22 protein-coding genes are annotated in these 21,250 nt (G+C 39.7%); 21 read left to right on the top strand and 1 reads right to left on the bottom strand.

What is annotated here, in order from left to right; genetic code table 11:
• The 21 genes from AC3WQ3_RS24715 to AC3WQ3_RS24615 all read left to right on the top strand — a co-directional run.
• Positions 1 to 295: hypothetical protein (locus AC3WQ3_RS24715; protein ID WP_492473963.1), on the top strand; the 295-nt coding region annotated here is incomplete at its 5' end.
• Positions 296 to 485: 190 nt separating this feature from the next.
• Positions 486 to 1,145, top strand: coding sequence for a hypothetical protein (locus AC3WQ3_RS24710; RefSeq protein WP_492473962.1), 660 nt, complete (start codon positions 486 to 488; stop codon positions 1,143 to 1,145).
• Between the two features lie 182 nt (positions 1,146 to 1,327).
• A complete protein-coding gene (locus AC3WQ3_RS24705; RefSeq protein ID WP_492473961.1) occupies positions 1,328 to 1,621 on the top strand; it encodes a hypothetical protein in 294 nt (97 codons plus the stop codon).
• Positions 1,622 to 1,958: 337 nt separating this feature from the next.
• Positions 1,959 to 2,990 carry a DUF4917 family protein gene (locus AC3WQ3_RS24700; RefSeq protein ID WP_492473960.1) on the top strand — a complete coding sequence of 344 codons (1,032 nt, stop codon included), beginning with the start codon at positions 1,959 to 1,961 and terminating at the stop codon, positions 2,988 to 2,990.
• Between the two features lie 169 nt (positions 2,991 to 3,159).
• Positions 3,160 to 3,684 carry a hypothetical protein gene (locus AC3WQ3_RS24695; RefSeq protein ID WP_492473959.1) on the top strand — a complete coding sequence of 175 codons (525 nt, stop codon included), beginning with the start codon at positions 3,160 to 3,162 and terminating at the stop codon, positions 3,682 to 3,684.
• Between the two features lie 146 nt (positions 3,685 to 3,830).
• Entirely contained in the window at positions 3,831 to 4,709 is an 879-nt protein-coding gene (locus tag AC3WQ3_RS24690) for a hypothetical protein (RefSeq protein WP_492473958.1), read from the top strand.
• Positions 4,710 to 4,874: 165 nt separating this feature from the next.
• Positions 4,875 to 5,627, top strand: a complete 753-nt coding sequence (locus AC3WQ3_RS24685; RefSeq protein ID WP_492473957.1) for a nucleotidyltransferase domain-containing protein — start codon at positions 4,875 to 4,877, stop codon at positions 5,625 to 5,627.
• 324 nt (positions 5,628 to 5,951) lie between these two features.
• Positions 5,952 to 7,535: a PucR family transcriptional regulator gene (locus tag AC3WQ3_RS24680; RefSeq protein WP_492473966.1), complete on the top strand. Its 1,584-nt coding sequence runs from the start codon at positions 5,952 to 5,954 to the stop codon at positions 7,533 to 7,535.
• Positions 7,536 to 7,665: 130 nt separating this feature from the next.
• Positions 7,666 to 8,931 carry a cytosine permease gene (locus tag AC3WQ3_RS24675; RefSeq protein ID WP_492473956.1) on the top strand — a complete coding sequence of 422 codons (1,266 nt, stop codon included), beginning with the start codon at positions 7,666 to 7,668 and terminating at the stop codon, positions 8,929 to 8,931.
• A complete protein-coding gene (locus tag AC3WQ3_RS24670) occupies positions 8,932 to 10,035 on the top strand; it encodes an S-methyl thiohydantoin desulfurase family protein (RefSeq protein WP_492473955.1) in 1,104 nt (367 codons plus the stop codon).
• Positions 10,028 to 11,578 (top strand): hydantoinase/oxoprolinase family protein, encoded by a 1,551-nt coding sequence (locus tag AC3WQ3_RS24665; protein ID WP_492473954.1) that lies wholly within the window; start codon positions 10,028 to 10,030, stop codon positions 11,576 to 11,578. Before AC3WQ3_RS24670 ends, AC3WQ3_RS24665 begins: the two co-directional genes overlap by 8 nt.
• Positions 11,579 to 12,045: 467 nt before the next feature.
• Complete coding sequence (locus AC3WQ3_RS24660; RefSeq protein ID WP_492473953.1) at positions 12,046 to 12,927, top strand: GNAT family N-acetyltransferase; 882 nt, start codon at positions 12,046 to 12,048, stop codon at positions 12,925 to 12,927.
• A gap of 155 nt (positions 12,928 to 13,082) precedes the next feature.
• Positions 13,083 to 13,439 carry an NIPSNAP family protein gene (locus AC3WQ3_RS24655; protein ID WP_492473952.1) on the top strand — a complete coding sequence of 119 codons (357 nt, stop codon included), beginning with the start codon at positions 13,083 to 13,085 and terminating at the stop codon, positions 13,437 to 13,439.
• Positions 13,440 to 14,122: 683 nt separating this feature from the next.
• Entirely contained in the window at positions 14,123 to 14,776 is a 654-nt protein-coding gene (locus tag AC3WQ3_RS24650; RefSeq protein ID WP_492473951.1) for a lysozyme inhibitor LprI family protein, read from the top strand.
• A gap of 236 nt (positions 14,777 to 15,012) precedes the next feature.
• The gene (locus AC3WQ3_RS24645) at positions 15,013 to 15,555 is read left to right on the top strand and encodes a GrpB family protein (RefSeq protein ID WP_492473950.1); all 543 of its coding nucleotides are present in this window, start codon (positions 15,013 to 15,015) and stop codon (positions 15,553 to 15,555) included.
• Positions 15,556 to 15,684: 129 nt separating this feature from the next.
• Positions 15,685 to 16,212, top strand: a complete 528-nt coding sequence (locus AC3WQ3_RS24640; RefSeq protein ID WP_492473965.1) for an AAA family ATPase — start codon at positions 15,685 to 15,687, stop codon at positions 16,210 to 16,212.
• Between the two features lie 195 nt (positions 16,213 to 16,407).
• Positions 16,408 to 16,653, top strand: coding sequence for a hypothetical protein (locus tag AC3WQ3_RS24635; protein WP_492473949.1), 246 nt, complete (start codon positions 16,408 to 16,410; stop codon positions 16,651 to 16,653).
• Positions 16,654 to 16,701: 48 nt separating this feature from the next.
• Positions 16,702 to 17,235 (top strand): YfiT family bacillithiol transferase, encoded by a 534-nt coding sequence (locus tag AC3WQ3_RS24630; RefSeq protein WP_492473948.1) that lies wholly within the window; start codon positions 16,702 to 16,704, stop codon positions 17,233 to 17,235.
• A 139-nt stretch (positions 17,236 to 17,374) separates the two neighbouring features.
• Positions 17,375 to 17,896, top strand: coding sequence for a phosphotransferase-like protein (locus tag AC3WQ3_RS24625; protein ID WP_492473947.1), 522 nt, complete (start codon positions 17,375 to 17,377; stop codon positions 17,894 to 17,896).
• A 26-nt stretch (positions 17,897 to 17,922) separates the two neighbouring features.
• Positions 17,923 to 18,639 carry a metallophosphoesterase family protein gene (locus AC3WQ3_RS24620; protein WP_492473946.1) on the top strand — a complete coding sequence of 239 codons (717 nt, stop codon included), beginning with the start codon at positions 17,923 to 17,925 and terminating at the stop codon, positions 18,637 to 18,639.
• A 211-nt stretch (positions 18,640 to 18,850) separates the two neighbouring features.
• Entirely contained in the window at positions 18,851 to 19,300 is a 450-nt protein-coding gene (locus AC3WQ3_RS24615) for a hypothetical protein (RefSeq protein ID WP_492473945.1), read from the top strand.
• A 157-nt stretch (positions 19,301 to 19,457) separates the two neighbouring features.
• Here the strand turns inward: AC3WQ3_RS24615 and AC3WQ3_RS24610 are convergent, their stop codons facing one another.
• Complete coding sequence (locus AC3WQ3_RS24610) at positions 19,458 to 21,137, bottom strand: type 2 periplasmic-binding domain-containing protein (RefSeq protein ID WP_492473944.1); 1,680 nt, start codon at positions 21,135 to 21,137, stop codon at positions 19,458 to 19,460.
• Between the last annotated feature and the right edge of the window lie 113 nt (positions 21,138 to 21,250).

Genomic DNA, 21,250 nt, shown 5'->3' with positions numbered 1-21,250 from the left:
TCGTATATGTATAGATTTTGATGGCCGATTACAATTAGCTTCAAATAAAAATGAATTAAAACTCCATCAAAAACAGTTTCCGGTAATTAATACTATGCCTGACTTGGAGTATATTGAGAATGACAGCAGAGAATTCAAATATTTATATTTTACTCTACTTGAAGCATGGGAAAATCATCTTGAATGCAATGAAGAGCAAATAATTAGTGACTGGGATTTTATTGATTTGATGCGCTTTGATGTCGAAAAGAAGTATGAAGAGATAGAAATAAAAATGAACAAATATCCATCATAAAGCGTTTGAATCTTAAAAATGTATCTATAAAGCAAAAAAGATACAAGGAGAAGCATCGCTTAACAATATATTCACGCTGCGGGCATACGCCCTTGATCCGGCATTCGCCGGATACCCGACATACGTCGGGTCGTGAATACAGAAACGTTATGCGAAATAGATCAAGATCATTTAAGGAGTTGAAGAACAAATGAGAAATCTAGAGACAGAATTGATTCAAAGCCACCAAGCATTATTCGGTGATTATTTTATGGAAGAAGAAGAGGCAAACAATTTTATATTAGAGAAACTTAACTACTCCCAAAGTTTGGTGCCGCGCAGAATGTTAAATACTGCTCAGAGATTGATAACTTTATCTGACGAGATAGATATAATTCGACCTGGAAGAAGAGACTTAAGTATCTTCTTTTTGATTACTTGTATCGAGTCACTATATGGTTTCATTCCAGCAGTAAAACTGAAAAAACAAGAAATATCAATTCACTTTTTTGAGAACTATTTTAATCAAGATGATAAGAAAATTATTCAAGAAAGTATAACTATTTCTGGTATTAACGATGAAGTTTATTATAAAGAAGAAATAAGTATGTCGGAGTTCGCTTTACTTATGACATCTATTAGAAATAATGTTGCACATGAAGGAGTTTACTGGACATTTCATTTTAATGAAGAAGATTATGATGGAAGAATTTTAAATATAGTCAAAGCTAAGTTGAAAAAGGATGAGGGATATAATCAAATTACATATGAAGTTGGGTTAACATATCGACAATTTAGGAACGCATGTATAAGAGCTTGTATTTCTTTGATAAATGATCAATTCCAAAAAATTAAAGATTCTTCACTGTAGCTAATCTACTTCGCATAACATAATATTCAAGCTTCGGCTCCTTACGGAGCCTTGGTCTGCTTGTAGAAAATCAATGAGGTATCTCAGCAGACACATCTTGCTACGCCGGACGTCGTGAATACAACAACGTTATGTAACATTCAGTAACACATTTCAAAACAACGTCGAAGTGAGATGAATAAATGACAAAAAATCGATGGGAAGAAATAAATGAGCAAAACGATATTGATCAATTAATGAGATTGTTTGGTGGGTTTCACGACTCATGCATTAAAGAGCTTTATATGTGGACAGATCATTATGTTAATAAAGGCCTTTCTATGTCGGTATCAGCAAACCGTGATCGTAGAGTTAGACTACTCATTCAAGGACAAAACACAGAACCGACAGCGATTGAATTTATATTTGATGAATTGGTTCAATTATGTGTTAATCCAAGTCCAGAGAATTACGATTCGATCGGCTTTTTTTCATAGGGATGGTTTGTTTTACTGGGCTAATGATAGTGAATGGAATCCAGATGAACCCTATAAATTCTCTAATGTAAACTGGATTTGCTCCAAGAAAGTGAAATGGAGAGAGGTAAGTGATTGGACTGGAATGACATTAAGATACGGGCCAAGAGATGATTTTGAATGAGAACTCGAAGAAGGACTGAACATCACATAACATAATACTCAAGCTACGGCTCCGTTGGAGTCTTGGCGTCTGAGGAGGGATTTCAAGGAATAATTTCAGCAGATAACCCCTTTGGGGTTCATCAATACAGGAGCTTTATATGCAATCGACAAATCATACAGGAGTGATAGAAACATGGAGAAATTAAAAACATTCGAAGAGTTAGTAGAGAACGATAAAACATATCTCTCTAACCTACTATTCGGAAACGGCTTTTCCATTAACTTCGGAAGTAGATTTATGTATAGCAATCTTTTTGAAGAAGCAAAAGAACTCTTCATAGATGAAGACATTAATTTGTTTGGAGAACTAAATACGACAAATTTTGAGTATGCTCTTCGTGTTTTAGATACTTCAATTAATACCAACAAAATATTTGATATAGATTTTGTTGGTGTTGCTGAAAGTTATGAGAGAATCAAAGGTGCATTAATAGAAACAGTACGAAAAGTACATCCTGAGCCGCAAGAACTTACTATGGATCAAGATAATGATCTTAAAACAACATTCAGGCTTTTTCAAGAGAAGGTCTTTACCACGAATTATGATTTATTAGCCTATTGGGCATTGAATAAAGTTAATAAAGTTAGAGCAGTAGGAGACAGCTTTGGGTATGATAAAGACTCTGAAATGATAATTTTTGGTGCTGGGCCAGGAGTCTCGTCAGATAAAAACCCAGTAAGACTTTATTACCTTCATGGATCACTACATTTATATATGGATAAAGGGGAAATTATCAAAATAACTACTAAACGAAATCCAATTGGAAGAACTGATCTACCTCTACTAGATACAATTACGGAAACATACGAGTCTGGGTACTTTCCTTTATACATATCAGAAGGCACTTGGAAGCAAAAGTTGAATAAGATTTTAAACAACAAATATTTAAGCTTTTGCTACAGTGCATTAATGAAGACGTCTAAAGCTTTAACCATATACGGACAGTCTCTTGATAAAGAAAGTGACAAACATATAATTGATGCGATCAAAAAATCAGATATTCAAAAAATTGCTTACGGTATATACGATGTGAGTAATAAAGAACGGATTATTCATGAGGTAATAGGAAATTTTCAAGGCACCTCAATTCAGGTAGATTTTTTTGACGCAAGAAGTTTTTTTGAATCATTAAAGAATATTGAAATGGAAGAATTATTTGAGTAGCTCTTTGAAGCGTCGACAACATATAACATAATATTCAAGCTACGTCTCCTTTGGAGCCTTGGTCTCCTGGATGAATCACGGGGAGGAATTTCAGCAGACAACCTCTGAGAGGTTCATGAATACAGGAGGTTATGTGAAATGCCACAATACAAATGAGGAGGGGTTCAGTATGTCTTATAACATTGATGTTTTTTCAAGACAAATGCCAGTTATAAGAGACTTTCTTTATTACTACATCAGCTATAAAGAACTTCATTTATTAAGTAGCAAGGCAGGTACATATAAATCATTTGTTGACTGCACAATCAATGCCCATTATCTTCAATCTTTAAACCATTGGTGTATGGTTTTTGGCAGTGATACAAGTAATCCGACACATTGGAAACACATTGGATTAAATAATGAGGATAGAATTGAAATTATTAACAAAGCAAAAATGGATTCAACTACATGGAAAGAATACTGGCAGAAGGTAACTAAATTTCGTAATAGTTATTCTGCACATAGGGATCTAAATTACTTGGAACCTGTTCCTAATCTGGATAAAGCATATAACCTTGCGCTTGTTTACGATGAATGGATAAGAGATTTTATCAGTCCAGATATTTTAGAGGATCCACTACTTATAGATTTAGTATCTGAATACAGAGTAGTGACTAAAGAATTCATAAAGAAGACAGAGAATATATTGTAGAGAATTTAAGAAGCATAGCACGTCACATAACATAATATTCACGCTGTGGACATTCGTTCTAGGTCCGGCATTCGCTAGACACCTAGCATACGCTGAGTCGTGAATACAGGAACGTTAGGCGAGATTACTTTATAAGGAATGATAAAATGCTATTTCTTAAACTTACAAATGAAGAACTCAGAATAATATGTAAGCAACAAATTGAAATATTTGAATTTTGGACTAGAAGGCTTATTCATGAAATTTTCATGAAACATTTTGGTGCTAATTATATTAACTATGTGTACTCCGATGGAAATTATCTGTTCAAGAAGTCTATACGGGAAGAAGTTACAAGTAGAATACAGAGCAGACCAGGAAGATATAGTAGAATAGTTGATGCATTATTACTAGAGGACATTATAAATATTATATGTAACCCCAAATTTTATAAAACTTTTTTTAAGGATCCGCTTCAAGAGGCTTATCCCGATGGACTTGAGGAAGCACGAACATTTTTAAACAGACTAGCCCCGACTAGAAATAATTTATCTCATGCTAATCCAATATCCATTAGAAACGCTGAACAGGTGGTTTGTTATATTAATGACGTAATTGACTCGTTAAAGAACTATTATTTAAGGGAGAACATAGGGATGGATTATAATGTGCCTCAGATTATTAAAGCTTCCGATTCTTTAGGAAACGAAAAATATAGGAATGACTTAATTTCATCAAGCACCGGGGTCATTTGGGATTTACAGGGTGAAATAAAAAATTATCTAAGACCTGGTGATACCTATCGACTTGAAATAGAAATTGATCCTACTTTCGATGCTAAAGATTATACAATTACATGGAGTGTTATGGGTAATATAAATCAAGAGTATAATAACACGTCTTCTTTAATCATACATATTTCGGAAGAGAATGTTAGTTATAACTTTATGATCTCATGCATAATTGTTTCCAATAAAGTTTGGCATAAGCACCAAATTTATGATGACAAATTAGATGTTATGTTGAGGATTCTTCCGCCAATATGAACCAAAGAATTTGTAGTATTTCATTAATATACGTAACTCCGCTTAACATAATATTTACACATTGGACATTCGTCCTCAGTTCGCATGGGCCGGACACCTAGCATTCGCTAGTCATAAAAGCAAGAATGTTTGCCAAAAGAAAACCTTAGTTCAGGAGGAGTCGATATGATACTAGAAAAAGTTATAAATAAAATTGAAATACAAAGTGAATATAAGGATTTGGTTGATAAGTATATAGATCAGATCCTTACCGAATTTAAAGGTAAGATTCATAGCGTTTATATGTGTGGCTCAATTCCCAAAGGAACTGCTACACCTTTTAAGTCAGATGCGGACTTTACTATTGTCTGTGAAAATCCCAAAGATATTGATTACGAAAGATTGACAAAAATTAAAGACAGGCTTTTGAAAGAATATCCAATGGTCACTAAGATTGATACGATAATTTGCTCAATTGACGATGTATTAAGTAAACCGAATGAGTGGGGTTTTTGGGTTAAGATCATCTGTGTTTGCCTATATGGTGATGATATTGGTGAAAAAGTACCACCGATCGTTATTTCCCCAGAGTTCATTCTAGACTTAAATACAGAGACCAAGGAAGAAGTAGATCATGTACGTCGTTCACTTTCTAATGCTAGTGATGACACGCTGAAAACTAGATATATTAAAGGGTATTCGAAGAGATTAATTCGTGCATTATACTCTTTGGTTATTGTAGATACAGGTGTATGGCAAGATGACATTATTGAGATGAAGGATGCCATAATAAAGTATTGCGAGATTGACTCGGCTTTAGTTGAGTATCTGTATGCTTGTTACTTGGATAGTAATGTACTTGTTGAAGAGTTTCTGGGAATTGCAGATGAAGTATATAGCTATTTTGAGAATGCTTTAAATGCAATGAGAAAATCGTAAAGCAGTTTACAAATTGCAATCCAGAAACATGTATACTTTTGAATTCAATAATGAACGAATAAAAATAATTAGAAAAATTTTTTGATATGAATAACTATATTTCATAGTTGGCCAGGGAACTTACTTGGTTACTTATCATAGCGAGGGTTATACTAATATATAATGAAAGCTATCTTAGCTGCTTCGTTATGTCGCGGATCATAGCCTGGTTTTAACAAGCTCTTACGAAGAGAAACTCCTTCTGGATAAAATGATCTATTATAGATACAGATTACGTACAGATTGAAACATAGCAGCATGAATTGAACAAAAAGTGGTGGTTGAATTGGGGTAACCGTTAAAGATTTACTGCAGCTTCCTTCATTTAGAGGAGCACAGGTAATCACTGGAACAAGTAGGCTTCATCAGACCGTTTCCTCTTTGTCAGTGTTGGAAGTGGCGGATGTCAATTTCTTCTCGCAAATTATTCAAACGGTTCAAGAAGAATGGTATGCTGAAGAGTTGGTCATCAGCTCTTTTTATTCCATTAAGGACAGCGTGGAGCAGCAATGCCAAACGGTTCAATATTTGCATGACCTTGGTGAGATGGGATTGATTTTATACTATGTTGGCATTGTATTGCCGGATATCGCCGATGAAGTGCTTGAGCTGGCAGAATCGCTGAATTTTATTATCATTTGCATGCCGAGAAACGATTACTCGCTTAGGTATAATGAAGTCATTTATGAAGCCATGGAGGCAATCGTAAGCAATCAGAAGGTGAATGAGCATTTTGTGAATGAATCACTGGAGAAGGTCTCGCTGCTGCCGGAACATTTGCGGAGTGTGGAAATTACCCTTAAACTGCTGTCGGACCGGATGAAAGCGAACATCGTTCTGACAAACAGCAACCTGGATATCATCAATCGTGTCATGTGGCCGCGCAATTCATCGCTTGATGTGACGAGTCTGATCCGGTCCATGGCGCCTTCCATTTTGAACGGCAGAATGGGAGAAGGCGAGCTGGATTCGTCCTGCTTTGTTGAATACAAACGTGTTCATCAAAAAAACGGAGAGGTCCTTTACCTGTTTCTCATTAAAGAGAATACGAAGCTGCCTCCGAAGACGATGGATCAAATTAGCGAAGTGGTGCAGGTGGCCATCAATTTGTGGGGAGATAAGCATAATGACGTCAGCGAGTACGCTTTGGTCAAAGCCATCGTGAATGACGAAAGCGAAAAAATGCGCAGATTGGCCAGTTTGCTCCATATTGACGTATCCGGGATTCAAATGATGTGGCTCGTGTACGTTCGGGATTTGTCGGAGGAAAGAAGGGTAAGGGAAGACTTAAAAGCACATCTCCTGCAATATTATAAAACCGCGGTCATTCAAACGATCGATCACTGCGTTGTCGTGTTGCTAGGGAATTGTTCCTCTAAATACAATGAGTATGAAATCGCAGCGGAATATATCGAAACGACGGGTCTCATCGCTGACATATCAAGCATCGTTTATTCCCCGAGAATGCGTAACACACAGGACGTACGCCGAATGTATCAGCTCGTTAACGGAGTCTCTAAAGAGGTTCACCGCATTTATCATCACCGCAAACTATACACCGCAGCTGAAGTTCGTTCCATGAAACGAGCCATAGACCTCAGTAAGCAAGGGGAAGAAATCACTGAAGAATGCCTGTCCGTGATGGAGCCAATTATGGACGACCCTGACGCGTTGAAAACCCTGATGACTTTTCTGCTGGATGCGAAGGGGAATATGGATGATTGCAGCAAGCTGTTGTTCGTCCACAAAAATACGGTGAAATATCGCATTAAAAAAATTTGCGAGCTCATCGGATATGATGTGACCATTAATTCCGAATCGTACGATGTTTATATCGCCTGCATGGTCTACCGTCTCATTCATGACTAAAAGTTCCGATGTTTTGTCCAATAAGACAAAAACATCGGATTTTTTTTTGTTTTCTGAAAAAGACGCTGACCTCCTTCATCTTTTACAATAAGAAAACAATATTCGAACGAACAGGATTGGGGGAGATCATATGAAAGCCGTTAAAGAGCATCAATCCTGGTTCAGTCTCGGGATCATTTGGGCTGGCGCAGTCATCAGCATCCCGAGTTTGTTGGTAGGGAATGCGCTGATTGCTGGCATGGGAGTATCGAAGGTATTGCTTGTCACGTTAGTAGGTTACTCCATTATTGTGCTGCTCATGATTTTGCAGGGGATTCAAAGCACGGATTTGGGAAGGCCGACGGTTCAGGTCGCAGGTCAGGTGTTTGGCAAAACAGGGTCTCGAACGATTTTGTCCATTATCCTCGCTATTGCTTGTCTTGGCTGGTTCGGGATTCAGGCGAATGTATGCGGGGAAGCTTTGGCCAATCTGCTCGCCGAGATCGGTATAAATATTCCAGTACCGCTGTCATCACTCATCTGCGGTCTTGTGATGGTCGTTTCGGCCATGTACGGCGTTAAAGTGCTGCGGGTGATCAGTTATATTGCTGTCCCTTTATTGATCGGAATCAGCGTATACGGTCTGATCGAAGCATTGACTGGGGACTCTCTGCAGATCATCCAAAATTATAAGCCGGCGGCCGTTATGAATTTTACCGACGGACTGGCCGTAACCCTGGGTTCATTTGCGCTGGGGGCAGTCATCGCGGGAGATTATTCTCAATTTTCGAGAAAACGCTCTGATGTCCTGAAAGCCGCTCTATTCGGGATTGTTCCCGCAGGCTTGCTGATGATTGGTGCAGGAGCCGTTCTGACGATTGCTTACCAAGCCAGCGATATCACAGCCACCTTTTTGAGCATCATGACGCCGTTTGTTGGCGGTGTGATTTTGATCTTGGCTACATGGAAAACGAATCTTGTGAATGTGATTTCAGGTGGTTTTGCCTTAATTAACGTGTTCAACGTTTCGAAGGAGAAAGAGAAGTGGGCTGTCGGCATTGCGGGAACCCTTGGGACCGTACTCGCTGTCGTTGGTATACTTAACTATTTTACTCCGATCATGTCCATTCTGTCGGCTATGATTCCGCCGGTGGCAGGCGTGATGATTGCTTCGTATTGGGTGCTTGGCAAAGGGGATAAGAGACGCTGGCAAGAGGTTGAGGGCGTGAACGTGTTGGGCGTTGTCTCATGGCTTGTGGGTGCGATCATAGCTTGCACGCCTGTCGTGTTATCCTTGTTCCCAAGCCTGCCCCAGGTACCAAATCAGCCGTTGACCGGAATTGTCATTTCTTTTGTCATATATTATATCGGCTATCGTTTATTTGCTCAGAAGACAGTTATATTGGAGGAATCATAAATGAGATATTTAGATGAAACAGCTGTTGAACATATTGCCGTCGGAGCAGCATTTCTGGGAACGGGTGGAGGGGGAGACCCTTATATCGGAAAATTGATGGCTCTCTCGGCCATTAAGAAGTTTGGACCTGTCAAACTATATTCCGTGGACGAGATTGGGGATGAGGACTTTTTCATTCCAGCCGCGATGATGGGGGCGCCTTCCGTATTAGTGGAGAAATTCCCTCGTGGGGACGAGTTTGTGAAGGTTTTTCAGAAATTAGCGAATTATTTAGGAAAAGACAAGATTGCGGGTACGTTTCCGATGGAAGCCGGGGGCGTCAATTCCATGATTCCGATTGTTGTTGCGGCACAGCTGGGACTGCCTCTGATCGACTGTGACGGTATGGGCCGCGCGTTCCCGGAGCTTCAGATGGTGACGTTTAACCTGGACGGCATTCCAGCGACACCGATGGCCATAACGGATGAGAAAGGGAATATTGGCATCTTTGAGACCATTGACAACAAATGGACAGAACGGCTCGCCAGGGTAGCTACAGTCGAAATGGGGGCCAGTTCTTTAGTCAGCCTGTATCCGGCAACGGGTGCACAAATCAAGCAGAGTGGCGTTCATCATATCGTAACCCTGTCCGAACAGATCGGAGCAATCATTACATCGAAGAACCGAGATGCCAAGGACAAGCTTGAGGAACTGTTGAAACGGGTATCCGGCTATGAGCTATTCCAAGGAAAAATTGTGGATGTCATCCGTGAAACCAAGGGCGGATTTAATCTCGGCTGCATGCATCTTGAAGGCATCGAGGCGTTTAAAGCCGGGGAGATGAAGGTTCATTTTCAAAATGAAAACCTGATTGCTGAAAAGAACGGTCAGGTGGTAGCGATGACGCCCGATCTGATCTGTCTGGTTGATTACGAAACGTTGTTGCCTGTGACCACAGAAAGCCTGAAATACGGTAAACGCGTACGGGTTATTGGCTTACCCGCTCATGAAAAGTGGAGAACGGATGAGGGAATCCAGACGGCAGGTCCAAGATACTTCGGCTATGACTACGATTATGTACCACTTGAGGAAATGGTGAAAAAGGCGGTGGCTGACAATGTATAGAATCGGGATCGATGTAGGCGGCACCAACACAGATGCCATCATTTTGAACGAGAATCATCAATTGATCCATGCGGTGAAATCCCCAACAACCTTGGATATTCGCACAGGGATTGAAACCTCGCTCCGGCAGCTGCTGCAGGAGGCGAATATTGATAAAAATCAAATCACACATGCCATGTTAGGCACAACACAATGCACCAATGCCATTGTTGAACGAAAAAAGCTGGCCCAAGTCGGTGTCATTCGTCTGGGGTACCCGGCAACGGCTTCCGTTGCTCCGTACACGTCCTGGCCTGAGGATATGGTTCAGAAGCTGTCGGGTAAATATGCTCTCGTACAGGGCGGATACGAATACGATGGCCAATTGCTTGGAGAAGTCGATGAAGACGAAATTACAGCACTTCTGGAGGAGTGGCGCGGTAGTATTGAATCGATAGCGGTCATCGGCGTATTTTCATCCCTTAAAAATGACCAGGAGTTCCACGTTCGCGATCTCATCCATCAAATGTACGGACCTGAATTTCCTGTTTCCTGTTCTTCATTGATTGGTTCGGTTGGTTTAATCGAACGGGAAAATGCGACCATCCTCAATGCGGCATTGTGCAAGGTCATTGAAACGACAACCGAGGGGTTTGTGCAGGCATTAGAAGAAGAAGGCATATTGGATGCTGCGGTGTTTTTATGCCAAAATGACGGTACCTTAATGTCAGTAGATTACGCTAAACAGTTTCCGATCCTGACCATTGCCTGTGGACCTACGAACAGCATACGCGGTGCCTCTTATTTGGCAAAAATCAAAGATACGATGGTTCTCGACGTGGGCGGCACGACTTCGGACATCGGCGTTTTGCAGGACGGCTTCCCGAGGGAATCGTCGGTTGCAGTCGAGGTGGGCGATATCCGCACGAATTTCCGCATGCCGGATATTATCTCAGTGGGACTGGGCGGCGGAAGCATCGTGCGCTCGGAGAATGGCAAAATTACAGTTGGTCCGGACAGTGTAGGATACAGGATTGGACAAGAGGCGCTTGTCTTTGGCGGGAATACGCTCACAACTACGGACATTGCCGTTCGGCTGGGTCTTGCAGATGTCGGGGATCAGAGCCTGGTAGCGCATCTGGATGAAGACTTTGCTAAACAGGTGCAGGGCGAAATTGCAGCCATCATTGAACAGACCATTGATAAAATGAAGACATCTTCAGGTGATGTTGAGCTTGTGTTGGTAGGCGGAGGCAGTGTCGTGATTCCGGACCCCATTCGCGGGGTATCCCATATGATTAAGCCTGAGAACGGGGGCGTGGCTAATGCCATTGGTGCGTGTATTGCCCAAATCAGCGGCCAATATGAGCAGATTTACATCTATTCTACAGAGCCCCGTGAGGGAGCATTAAGAGATGCTCGGGAAAAAGCCGTGAAACAGGCGGTACTTGCTGGCGCCGATCCGGCAACGGTTGAGCTCGTGGAAGTGGAAGAAACTCCGCTCGCTTATCATCCAGGAAATGCGACGAGGCTTCGAGTGAAAGTCGTAGGAAACATGAATTAGAAGAGAGGCTTCACATGAGTTGATATAACTTGTGTGGGGCTCTTTTTTTGTTAGGAAACGGAACAGACCTTCGCTACATTAAGGAGCTACTTGGGTCATACGATTGCGCGAACAACTTGGTAGTACGAAAAATACCCAGCGCATTCAAAGTCGCTGGATCTCTTGGCTTTGGGAGATTAGAGCTACTCAACGCCTCTTTTTTCTCCAATATTTTCTTGCAAATGTAACAATATGGGTTATCATATACCTAGTTCAGATAATGGAAGGAATGTGTTGTATCTAGGAAGTACATAAAATTAGATGCTAGCTGAAATTGCTGTAAGACACTATATAACACTAGTTTAAAACTTATGACTAAAGGATGAGGGAGGATATATTTGTTTATAAAGAGGAATTTGTAAGTAACTCTGAGGTAGATACGGAAAATAAGAATTAGACTAAGGATTTTTATTATAAGGGGGATTAGAATGAAGATTGTTTTTAGAAATTTCGATGATTCTTGTTATGATAAAGTTTGTGATTTTTTAATTGAATTATCAAAAGATGACCGTAAACATATAAATTGGAATTGGGCAAGGTGGGAATGGATGTTTTTTCATCCTGATTTTAATCGTGACTTAAAAAATAAAATTGGATTATGGTATCTCGATGATGAGTTAGTAGCTATGGCAACTTATGACCATTATTTCGGAGAAGCATTTTTTGCTACTAAACAGGGATTAAGAGAGTTAGAAAAAGATATTTTAGAATATGCTATTGCTACTTTCAGTAATGAAAATGGCCTTGGGATTGCGGTGAATGACAAGGACACTCATATTTTAGATTTATTGCGGAGTAACAATTTTGTGAAGAGTGATCTGACAGAAAACGTACTTGAGCTCAAACTAGAGAATGTTAGCCTTGAATTTATAACTTCTGAAGGCATAACAATTAAAAATATTGATATAAAAAATGACTTATATAAACTTCATCATATGCTTTGGAAGGCATTTGATAACGAAGGGCCTGTACCACTTGATGAAACTACTATGAGTAAGCAAAAAGAAATGTTATCAGCAAAAAATTTGAATACATTTCTACATATTGTTGCTGAAAATGAAGATGGAGATTATTTTGCATACTGTGGCTTATGGTATAGTCAGAAAACTGATTATGTTTATGTTGAACCTGTATGTACAATTCCGGAGTATCGACATAAGGGGCTTGGTAAAGCAGTGGTTCTAGAAGCCTTAAGAAGAAGCCGTTCCTTAGGTGCTGAAAAAGCATATGTTATTTCTGATAGCTATTTTTATAAGTCATTAGGATTTCAACAGCATTCACATTATACTTTCTATTGGCATAACATCTGATATTTCGATCATCATTAAGTGATAGTTGTAGATCCTAGTCCCTGCATTCGCCGACATCCAGCATACGCTGAGTCGTGAATACAGGAAAGTTAGCCGAAACATCCGAAGTGCGTAAGACGAAGAGTACTTAATATTACTTAGTGGAGATGATCACTGTGTTTTATCGAAGAAAGCATTATGTCGTCAATAATGAATTCGTTGACATCTTTAACAGACACTTCATTGAAACCAATTTACCTAATCAGTTGAAGAATGGAGCTCGTCTAGTAGGTAGATGGATGGTCCCACATTCTGAGAAAACAACTGAGATTTTTGCAATCTGGGAATATGATAGTATTGAAAAATATGAAGAGATTGAAACGAATATCAGAAGTGACAAAGAACATTATAAGAAGATCAATGAGTGGTATGAACTTCACGGGGGAAGAGATCATATAGCTAAGGAATATATCTATGAAGTAAAAAACGAAGAACTAATTTCTACACTATCAGACGTTAGACGCAATCCCTAAAGTCAATACGATGAAACCAAGGAATAATAAAAAGTAGAAACATAATAAAACTTAATTGAAGGTGATACTTATGAAGGAGTGGGACTACGGTAAGCCTTGGTTTCATGGTTCGCCAATATTTTTAAATGAACTACTAGTCGGAAGCACAATAACTTAGGATCGAGAGTTAGCAAGAATCTCTTCACACAAACCAGCTATTGTTACTTTTGACGAGGATGGCACAAGATTTCATAATGGTAAGTTATGTGGATACATTTACATAATTGATGAGGAAATCATAAGTGAGGATGTATACCCACATCCAGCAACTACAATGAAACCTGGTGAAGAATGGCTCATAAAAAGAGGGTTAAAAGTACGAAAGATAGGTGAGACGAGAACAAGAGCGGAAGAACAACTTTCAGGGGAAGAGGAGATAGAATTATTAGAAAAGCTAAAAAACAGATAGCTAATAGCTTGTTCGTAGAAGTGAGAACTACGTATAACAATGTATTTACGCTGTATAGATTCGTCGGACACCTAGTATAGGCTGGGTAGTGAATACGGGAACGTTAAATGAAATCAGCGCAAATGCATGAAAATCAATAAAAGAGGAACCCATAAAGGCAGGGGTGTTTCGTAAACAAAGGAACGTTATGCACCATTACCTGAAAATATTAAGATAATACTTAAGGAGATAAATTATGAAAGCTAAACTACTCTTCTTATTTTTGATGACGATAATGTGTTCATCTTGTCAAGAGAGTAGTCAACCGACTACTTTGAACAGCGAAACTAATTCAATAAAGAATTCAGAACTGCCTTCTGATGTAGTGAGTACAGGTGATGGAACAGAATCAAAAGAAAAAATGGAAGGTCAATCAGATCCTACTAACAATAATATATTACCCATGAGCGTTGGGAGCCTTGATTCGAAAGGAGAATTTTATGATGAAATGCTTCGTAACCCTATAGATCATGATTATGAAGTGGAATTTAATGAATTTCAAAATTCTAAAGAGATTATTACAACATTAGAATGGGGGGCATTTGAAAGCAAATATACAGAGATCTGGGATAAAGAGTTGAATCAAATATATAAAACGCTTCTTTCTAAGTTGGATAGAGAGCCAAGAGAAGCACTAATTGAATCGCAGAAAGAATGGTTACAGTATCACTTAAGGGAAACAAAATTTGTAGAGAAGACATTTATTTATAATGGTTATCTTGGATCAAGAGGACCAGTAAGCTTAACCACGGTTATACGGGAGAGAATTAGGGAAAGAACAATGCAATTATTTGAATATCGATATTTGCTAGATGGTGAAGTTGAGTTTGTTTACCAAAGTAAAAAATAGAGTTGGAATCTTGCTCAAAGGTTTTTGGGTCATGCTTCGAAGGCAGTAACGGCGTATATCTCTGTATTCAAGCTGCTGGATACCCCCCTTTGGTTTTTAGATGTATAATCATGGAAGAACAGTCAGACAACATACGACCTAGCCTAAGATAAGAGTTATCTATAGCTGGGTCGTTTCGTTAATACAAGAACGTTATGAGAAATCTTCGTAAAATAAATTACGCAAGGAGCATTCCAATGAAGATTCAAAAACCAGTGATTATTGAAGGATACAATAATGAATGGCCAAGAGCGTTCAATATAATAGAATCGATTATATCCAACAAATTAAATCGTCTGGTATTACGAATTGAACACGTTGGAAGTACATCAATCCCGAGTCTTTCAGCCAAACCAATTATTGATATAGATGTAGTAATTGAATCTATGGACTGCCTACCACAGGTAATCAAAAAGCTAGAAGAATTGGGATATATTCATGAAGGTGATTTGGGGATTAAAAACAGAGAAGCATTTGCAAGAAGGGACGTTTATGTACCCTACACTAGTGAAGGCAATGAGAAGCACGAACATCATCTATACGTCTGCAATAGGGAAAGTGAAGAATTAAAAAGACATATGATGTTCAGAGATATACTAAGAAAGCATTCCTTATTAGTATCTGAGTATGCGAATTTAAAGTTCCAACTAGCTAATAAATACAGAGACAATCGCCAAGCCTATAGTGCTGGAAAGACAGAATTTATTACGAGAATAATGAATGAATATCAAGATATTTAAGTGTATCGAACCTAGTCAATGACGCTCCTTTAAGCCTCTTGGGTTCGCAGATAAAGAAAGGAACGTTATGTGAAATCAGTCATGTGCATAATGTAAACCTAAACCAGAAGGAGTGATCACTTGATTATTATGATTAATGGGTCATTTGGATCCGGCAAGACCTCAACTTCTCAAAAGCTGCAGCCTCTAATACCTAATAGTATGATTTATGATCCTGAAGAAATTGGATATATGTTGAGAAAAATCATAACAGAAGACATCTACTTTGAAGAAGAACGAACTGATGATTTTCAGGATATAGAACTATGGAGAATACTTGTAGTACAGACAGCTCAAGAATTAATGAATAGGTATAAGAAACATCTTATTGTTCCAATGACAATTTATAAGTCTGAAAATTTCAACTACATATTAAATGGATTTAGAAGTATTGATCGAGATACTTTTCATTTTTGCCTCTTAGCATCTGAAGAGACGATCAAAAAACGAGTTGAAAAACGTGGAGACAAATTTGATATTTGGTATCAGAAGCAAACAAACGCGGGTGTAATTGCATTTAAAGATATTAAATTTAAAGAACATATTGACACAGATAATAAAGAAACAGAAGAAGTTATAAGAATAATTCTAAGAAAGATTTCAAAAATAAATGTGTAAGTAATTCAATGAATTGACTGACTCCAAATAACATCCTATTGACGCTGCGGCCTCTCCGACTCCCTTGACGCCAGAAGGGATTTCGAGGAGACGGAATCAGCTGATAACCCTGCACTGGATCAGTCTGCTGCTTGAATTCGTGAATGTCTGGACGTAGCCGTAATACTTAGATGCATTGGAAAAGAGACAAAGCTGTTGAACAATCAGTTGGTTTTATCGAATCTGAGTATTGAGCTGAATGACTCCTCTCTAAGTTTTTATCAGGAATGGAAACAAAGTGGGGAAGATATGGTTCCATGGGTCATTGAGAAAGACCCCGAAAACTTTGAAGATATGATTACATGGCTCAACCATAACAAACAAGGGGTGAACACAAGTGGTTTTGTTGCTAATTCAACTTATTGGCTAGTAGCAAATCAGATGGTTGTAGGTGGATATTAAAGCTATTCAAAGAAAGACTGCAATTCTAAAGAAGTGAGGATAAATATGATGGATCAGATCAGATATCCGATTGGTCAATTTCAGCCCCAGAATAATCTTTCAAATGATGAAATAATAAATCTGATTAAACAGATTCCTGAACTAACCAAGCGATTAAATACATTGCTGTATGGTCTAGAACAATACCAATTGGAGACTCCGTATCGGCCGAACGGTTGGACAGTAAGGCAGGTCGTACATCACTTGGCTGATAATGATATGAATGCGTACCTCAGATTTAAAAGAGGATTAACTGAAAATAATCCATTAGCAAACTCATATCGGGAAGATTCATGGGGAGAATTAATGGATTACAAGAAGTTGCCCGTAGAGAATTCGCTATCACTTCTTCAAATATTACATCATCGCTTTTTCGTGTTGCTTAATGAACTTAGTATAGAAGAGTACAAACGGACTATACAAACTGAAGTGTTAGGAAGAATTACTTTAGAGACAGCTATACAAAGGTTTATTTGGCACAACAAACACCATGCAGCTCAAATCGAAAACCTAATAAGAAGAGAGAATTGGAAAGAGATATAAGGATGAGGGGATTTGTAAGGAGTTCAAAGATGACGGTAACAAGACATAACAACATATTCAAGCTATGGCGAACGTTATAGGAGACCACCCGGCTCTGAATCCTATAAAAAAATAACTGATGCAAAGGAAGATGAGAAACATGGGAAAAGGGAGAATTATATTTTTGAATGGTGTAACAAGTTCAGGTAAAACCTCAATCGTAGAGGCTATGCAAACTTACTCTGAACCGTTTTTTTATGTTGTGGCCAATGATCTTTTTGAAAATACGATTGGTGATAAGCACCTTCAGGATAATTACTGGAAGCATCTAAGTGAAGCCATAATGATGATGTATCACACAGCAACATTATTTTCGGATCGTGGAAAGAATATTTTAATCGATGGGATCCTTGTTGAAAGACCTGAGTTAAAGCCACATTACGATAAGGTCATAGAAATTTTTAATGGGTATCCTTTGGATATCGTTGAAGTGTGTTGTCCTTTGGATATCTGTCGTAAGAGAAATATAGAACGTGGCGACAGAAGGGAAGATCAATCTGATGAGCAAAACAAACTAATGTCGCATAACATTCGCTATAGCTGCTCAGTTGATACAAGTTTAAATTCGCCAGAAGAATGTGCGGAAATTATTATTACATCCTTATTTCAAAATAACAAATAATCATAAAATTACGATTAGGAGCCTCTATGAAGCGAACAATTATGATTAGCGATATTCATGGATGCATTGATCAATTGAATCAAATGCTGCATCTGATCCAATTTAATTCGATAAATGATCAGTTGATTTTGCTCGGGGATTATGTAGATAGAGGGCCAAACAGCAGAGCGGTAGTTGATAAAGTAATCGAATTAGTAACTGAGCATCATGCCATTGCTTTACGGGGTAATCATGACCAACGATTGGTTGATTTAATAAATAATGATAGCGAATTGATTAGATCTAAATTTATCGAACATGGGGGAATACCAACCCTTCAAAGTTATTGTGATATGAATAATATAAATAGCGAAATGTCTAATGAGATATTTAATCAAGTGAAGGCCGCAATGAAGACTTCTTTTGGTCACCATATCGATTTTTTAAGTAAATTACCTTTATATTACGAAGACCAAGATCACATTTATGTTCATGCGGGTTTGAATCCCATGGTTATGGACTGGAAGAACCAGTCAGAGCATGATTTTATGTATATTAAAGATGAATTCATTCGTCACACTTTTGAGAATCTAAACAAAAAAGTTATTTTTGGACATACACGAACGATGGATATTCATGGCACATCCGATATTTGGTTTAGTGATGACAAGATTGGAATTGATGGCGGGTGTGCATATGGAATGCAGTTGAATTGTTTAATTTTCCAAAAAGGATTGTATATAACGGAACAGGTGAACTGCTGAAAGTTAATCTAGATTGCAGGAGACACATACTAAAATCATATCCACACATCGGAGCCTAAAGGATCCTTGGTCCACGGGATACGATTGGTAGTGAGGCACACATCGGGCAAATCCACTTCGCCTGAGCATCGTGTTCGCTCCCTTTGTCGTATAAGTCGCTTGAGCGTCGTCAGTACAAGAACGTTGTATGAAATCTTTGAGAAGGTGCGAAATGAATAAATGGATCGTACTCTTAATTTGTTTCCTTCTATTTGCAACAGGTTGCAGTACTACATACAGAATCAACACCGATACAACGAAAGAATTAACAAAAAAATTGAAAGAACTTTCTCTGTCAATTCAAAAAGTCCAATTTACATTTACTCGTCCAAACCTTTCTTGCAGAATAGATATGAGTGAAGAGCCGAGTAAAGAGGAACTGGAATCCATTCTTATGGAAATGGACAAATTTTCAACTGTAGATAACATCAACGAAATTGCTCGCAGTGTCAAATGGGGGTTGGAAATATCCAATATCTATCTGGATATCAATACGGATCAAAATAAAGAGACAATTGAACATGCGTATTATGCTAGGTATTTCAAAACATCCGACGCCAGTGACCACTCAGATACAAACATTGAGGGGTACGAAACGTGGTATGAGTTGACCGAACAATAGAATTGGGTATTTATCCTTCTTAAAACCACTTAGAGGTTCGCATAAACAATGAGTGGTTATCCTAATCTTGAACGAATAAAACAAGCCGAAGCGGCAGAAATACACGCTTCGGCTTGTTTTTTGTTTGTTTACTTTTTAACTAAACTCTAACCCAATCTTACTTGCCACTTACCGACTTAAACCAATCATTCACTTCTTGCGTGATCTGATCTCCGCCGTTGGATTTCCAGTTGGCGACGAATTGGTCAAAGGCATCGATCGGCAGCTTGCCGTAGATGATTTTGTTGAAGGTTTCCATCTCGGACTGGCGAAGCAGGTTCCATTTGGAGACCATGGTTGGTGTGGCTGCGCCGGTGAAGTAGTTTTGTTTACGAATGTCAATCTGCGACATCACGACTTTGGCAGCGGCCCAGTTTTCGGGTTTGCGGAACTCGGCCATTTGTTTCTCGTATGGGGTTTCGGGCTTCTCGCCGTCAGCCAGCTTCACGAGGGTTTTCATGTACAGATCCGGGATACGGGCCGGACCAGTCAGGAACGGGAACTCGTTGGAGAAGTCTTTGATCTTCTCTTTGTCACTGGTCGGTTGACCGTCTACGATATCCCAGTCATATCCTTTGGCAAAGCCATATTCGTAATCACTGCCTGCAGCCGGGTTGGCCAGGTTATCGAGCAGGTAGTTATAGTACAGGAAAATCGCTTCCGGATGCTTGGCATCCTTGTTGATCATGATACTGGCGTTGACGCCAGAGTTCTGCCACTTCGTACCGATCTTGCCGTCTGGCCCAGCCGGAATAGGGTAGGCTTTGTATTTTGCGCCAGGTACATTCTTGAGCAGGTCTGGTGCAGGCCAGTCGGGTACCCAGTTTGCGCCAGGCAGGATACCAGCCGTGCCCGCAGTCCAGCTTTCAGCAGACTTACCTTCGTCCCACAGCGCGGAGTCGGTATGGATATACCCTTTGTTCATCCATTCATTCAGCTTCGCAAGGGCTTGTTTGGCACCGGGATTAATGGAGCCGTACTCCAGATTGCCGTTTGCATCTTTGTTCCATTGTTCCTGGATCGTGCCGTAAGCGCCGAACAACCAGTCGAGCGAGCCCATCCAGGTGTTGGTGTTATTTTTCAGCGAGATTGCCAGTGGGAATACTTTATCTGGAGACAGGCCGTCCGGGTTCTCGTTTTTGAATTTGTCCATGATGTTCTCAAGATCTGCGATGGTCTTAGGTGCTTCGAGGTTCAGCTTCTCCATCCAGTCTTCTCTGAGCCAGAGCAGGGTATCGTCGTTATCGGTGTACTCCAGGATCGGCATGTTATATCTCTTGCCATCCTTGGTGAACGGGTACCACAGCTCGGGATGCGCTGCAGCGTGATTCTTCAGAATTTGGTTGGCGTACTTGTCAAACAGTTCATCGATGGCGATGAATTGACCGGAGTCGATCAGCTGATTGGTGAGTACCGCGTTCGTTGGAACGGATACAAAGTCAGGCAGCTTCTCGCCAGAGGCGATGGCCAGCTGCAGCTTTTGTCTGTATTGATCGTCATTGGCCGGGTACCACGTGTCCTTATGCTTCATGCCCAGCGTTTCGAGCATCCAGCGGTCGTGGACGTTATTTTCCTTGGTATCGCCCTGAACGTATTTCTTCGGCATTAGCACCGAACTGAACTCAATTGGTGGGTCATATTTTCCTTTCGCAAAAGCAGCTTCTGCTTCGGCTGACCCGACTGTTGCCGGCGTATCGTCCGTACCATTCTCACTGGCTGAATCGCCACTGCCGCACGCAGTGATGGTGATGAGTGCGATGACCATGAGCAAGGACCACCATGTTTTGAATTTGATCATTGTTCAATCCCCCTACGATGTATGATCTTTACAAGTGTAACTGTACCAAGTTGGGCGGGAGGGCATCTATATGAGTTTGTTAGTTTCGATAGGACTCTATTAGTGAAAGTTCA

This window comes from Paenibacillus sp. FW104-T2, from assembly GCF_058789975.1.
The sequence above is the reverse complement of the archived record's forward strand: the minus strand, read 5'-3'. Positions and strand labels throughout refer to the sequence as shown.

Excerpts from the sequence above, each read along its gene's own strand:
- AC3WQ3_RS24615 (WP_492473945.1), top strand. The coding sequence starts at position 18,851 with ATGAATAAATGGATCGTACTCTTAATTTGTTTCCTTCTATTTGCAACA.
- AC3WQ3_RS24670 (WP_492473955.1), top strand. The coding sequence starts at position 8,932 with ATGAGATATTTAGATGAAACAGCTGTTGAACATATTGCCGTCGGAGCA.
- AC3WQ3_RS24610 (WP_492473944.1), bottom strand. The coding sequence starts at position 21,137 with ATGATCAAATTCAAAACATGGTGGTCCTTGCTCATGGTCATCGCACTC.
- AC3WQ3_RS24695 (WP_492473959.1), top strand. The coding sequence starts at position 3,160 with ATGTCTTATAACATTGATGTTTTTTCAAGACAAATGCCAGTTATAAGA.
- AC3WQ3_RS24640 (WP_492473965.1), top strand. The coding sequence starts at position 15,685 with ATGATTAATGGGTCATTTGGATCCGGCAAGACCTCAACTTCTCAAAAG.
- AC3WQ3_RS24705 (WP_492473961.1), top strand. The coding sequence starts at position 1,328 with ATGACAAAAAATCGATGGGAAGAAATAAATGAGCAAAACGATATTGAT.
- AC3WQ3_RS24685 (WP_492473957.1), top strand. The coding sequence starts at position 4,875 with ATGATACTAGAAAAAGTTATAAATAAAATTGAAATACAAAGTGAATAT.
- AC3WQ3_RS24620 (WP_492473946.1), top strand. The coding sequence starts at position 17,923 with ATGAAGCGAACAATTATGATTAGCGATATTCATGGATGCATTGATCAA.
- AC3WQ3_RS24690 (WP_492473958.1), top strand. The coding sequence starts at position 3,831 with ATGCTATTTCTTAAACTTACAAATGAAGAACTCAGAATAATATGTAAG.
- AC3WQ3_RS24710 (WP_492473962.1), top strand. The coding sequence starts at position 486 with ATGAGAAATCTAGAGACAGAATTGATTCAAAGCCACCAAGCATTATTC.
- AC3WQ3_RS24675 (WP_492473956.1), top strand. The coding sequence starts at position 7,666 with ATGAAAGCCGTTAAAGAGCATCAATCCTGGTTCAGTCTCGGGATCATT.
- AC3WQ3_RS24660 (WP_492473953.1), top strand. The coding sequence starts at position 12,046 with ATGAAGATTGTTTTTAGAAATTTCGATGATTCTTGTTATGATAAAGTT.
- AC3WQ3_RS24625 (WP_492473947.1), top strand. The coding sequence starts at position 17,375 with ATGGGAAAAGGGAGAATTATATTTTTGAATGGTGTAACAAGTTCAGGT.
- AC3WQ3_RS24665 (WP_492473954.1), top strand. The coding sequence starts at position 10,028 with ATGTATAGAATCGGGATCGATGTAGGCGGCACCAACACAGATGCCATC.
- AC3WQ3_RS24645 (WP_492473950.1), top strand. The coding sequence starts at position 15,013 with ATGAAGATTCAAAAACCAGTGATTATTGAAGGATACAATAATGAATGG.
- AC3WQ3_RS24630 (WP_492473948.1), top strand. The coding sequence starts at position 16,702 with ATGGATCAGATCAGATATCCGATTGGTCAATTTCAGCCCCAGAATAAT.
- AC3WQ3_RS24650 (WP_492473951.1), top strand. The coding sequence starts at position 14,123 with ATGAAAGCTAAACTACTCTTCTTATTTTTGATGACGATAATGTGTTCA.
- AC3WQ3_RS24700 (WP_492473960.1), top strand. The coding sequence starts at position 1,959 with ATGGAGAAATTAAAAACATTCGAAGAGTTAGTAGAGAACGATAAAACA.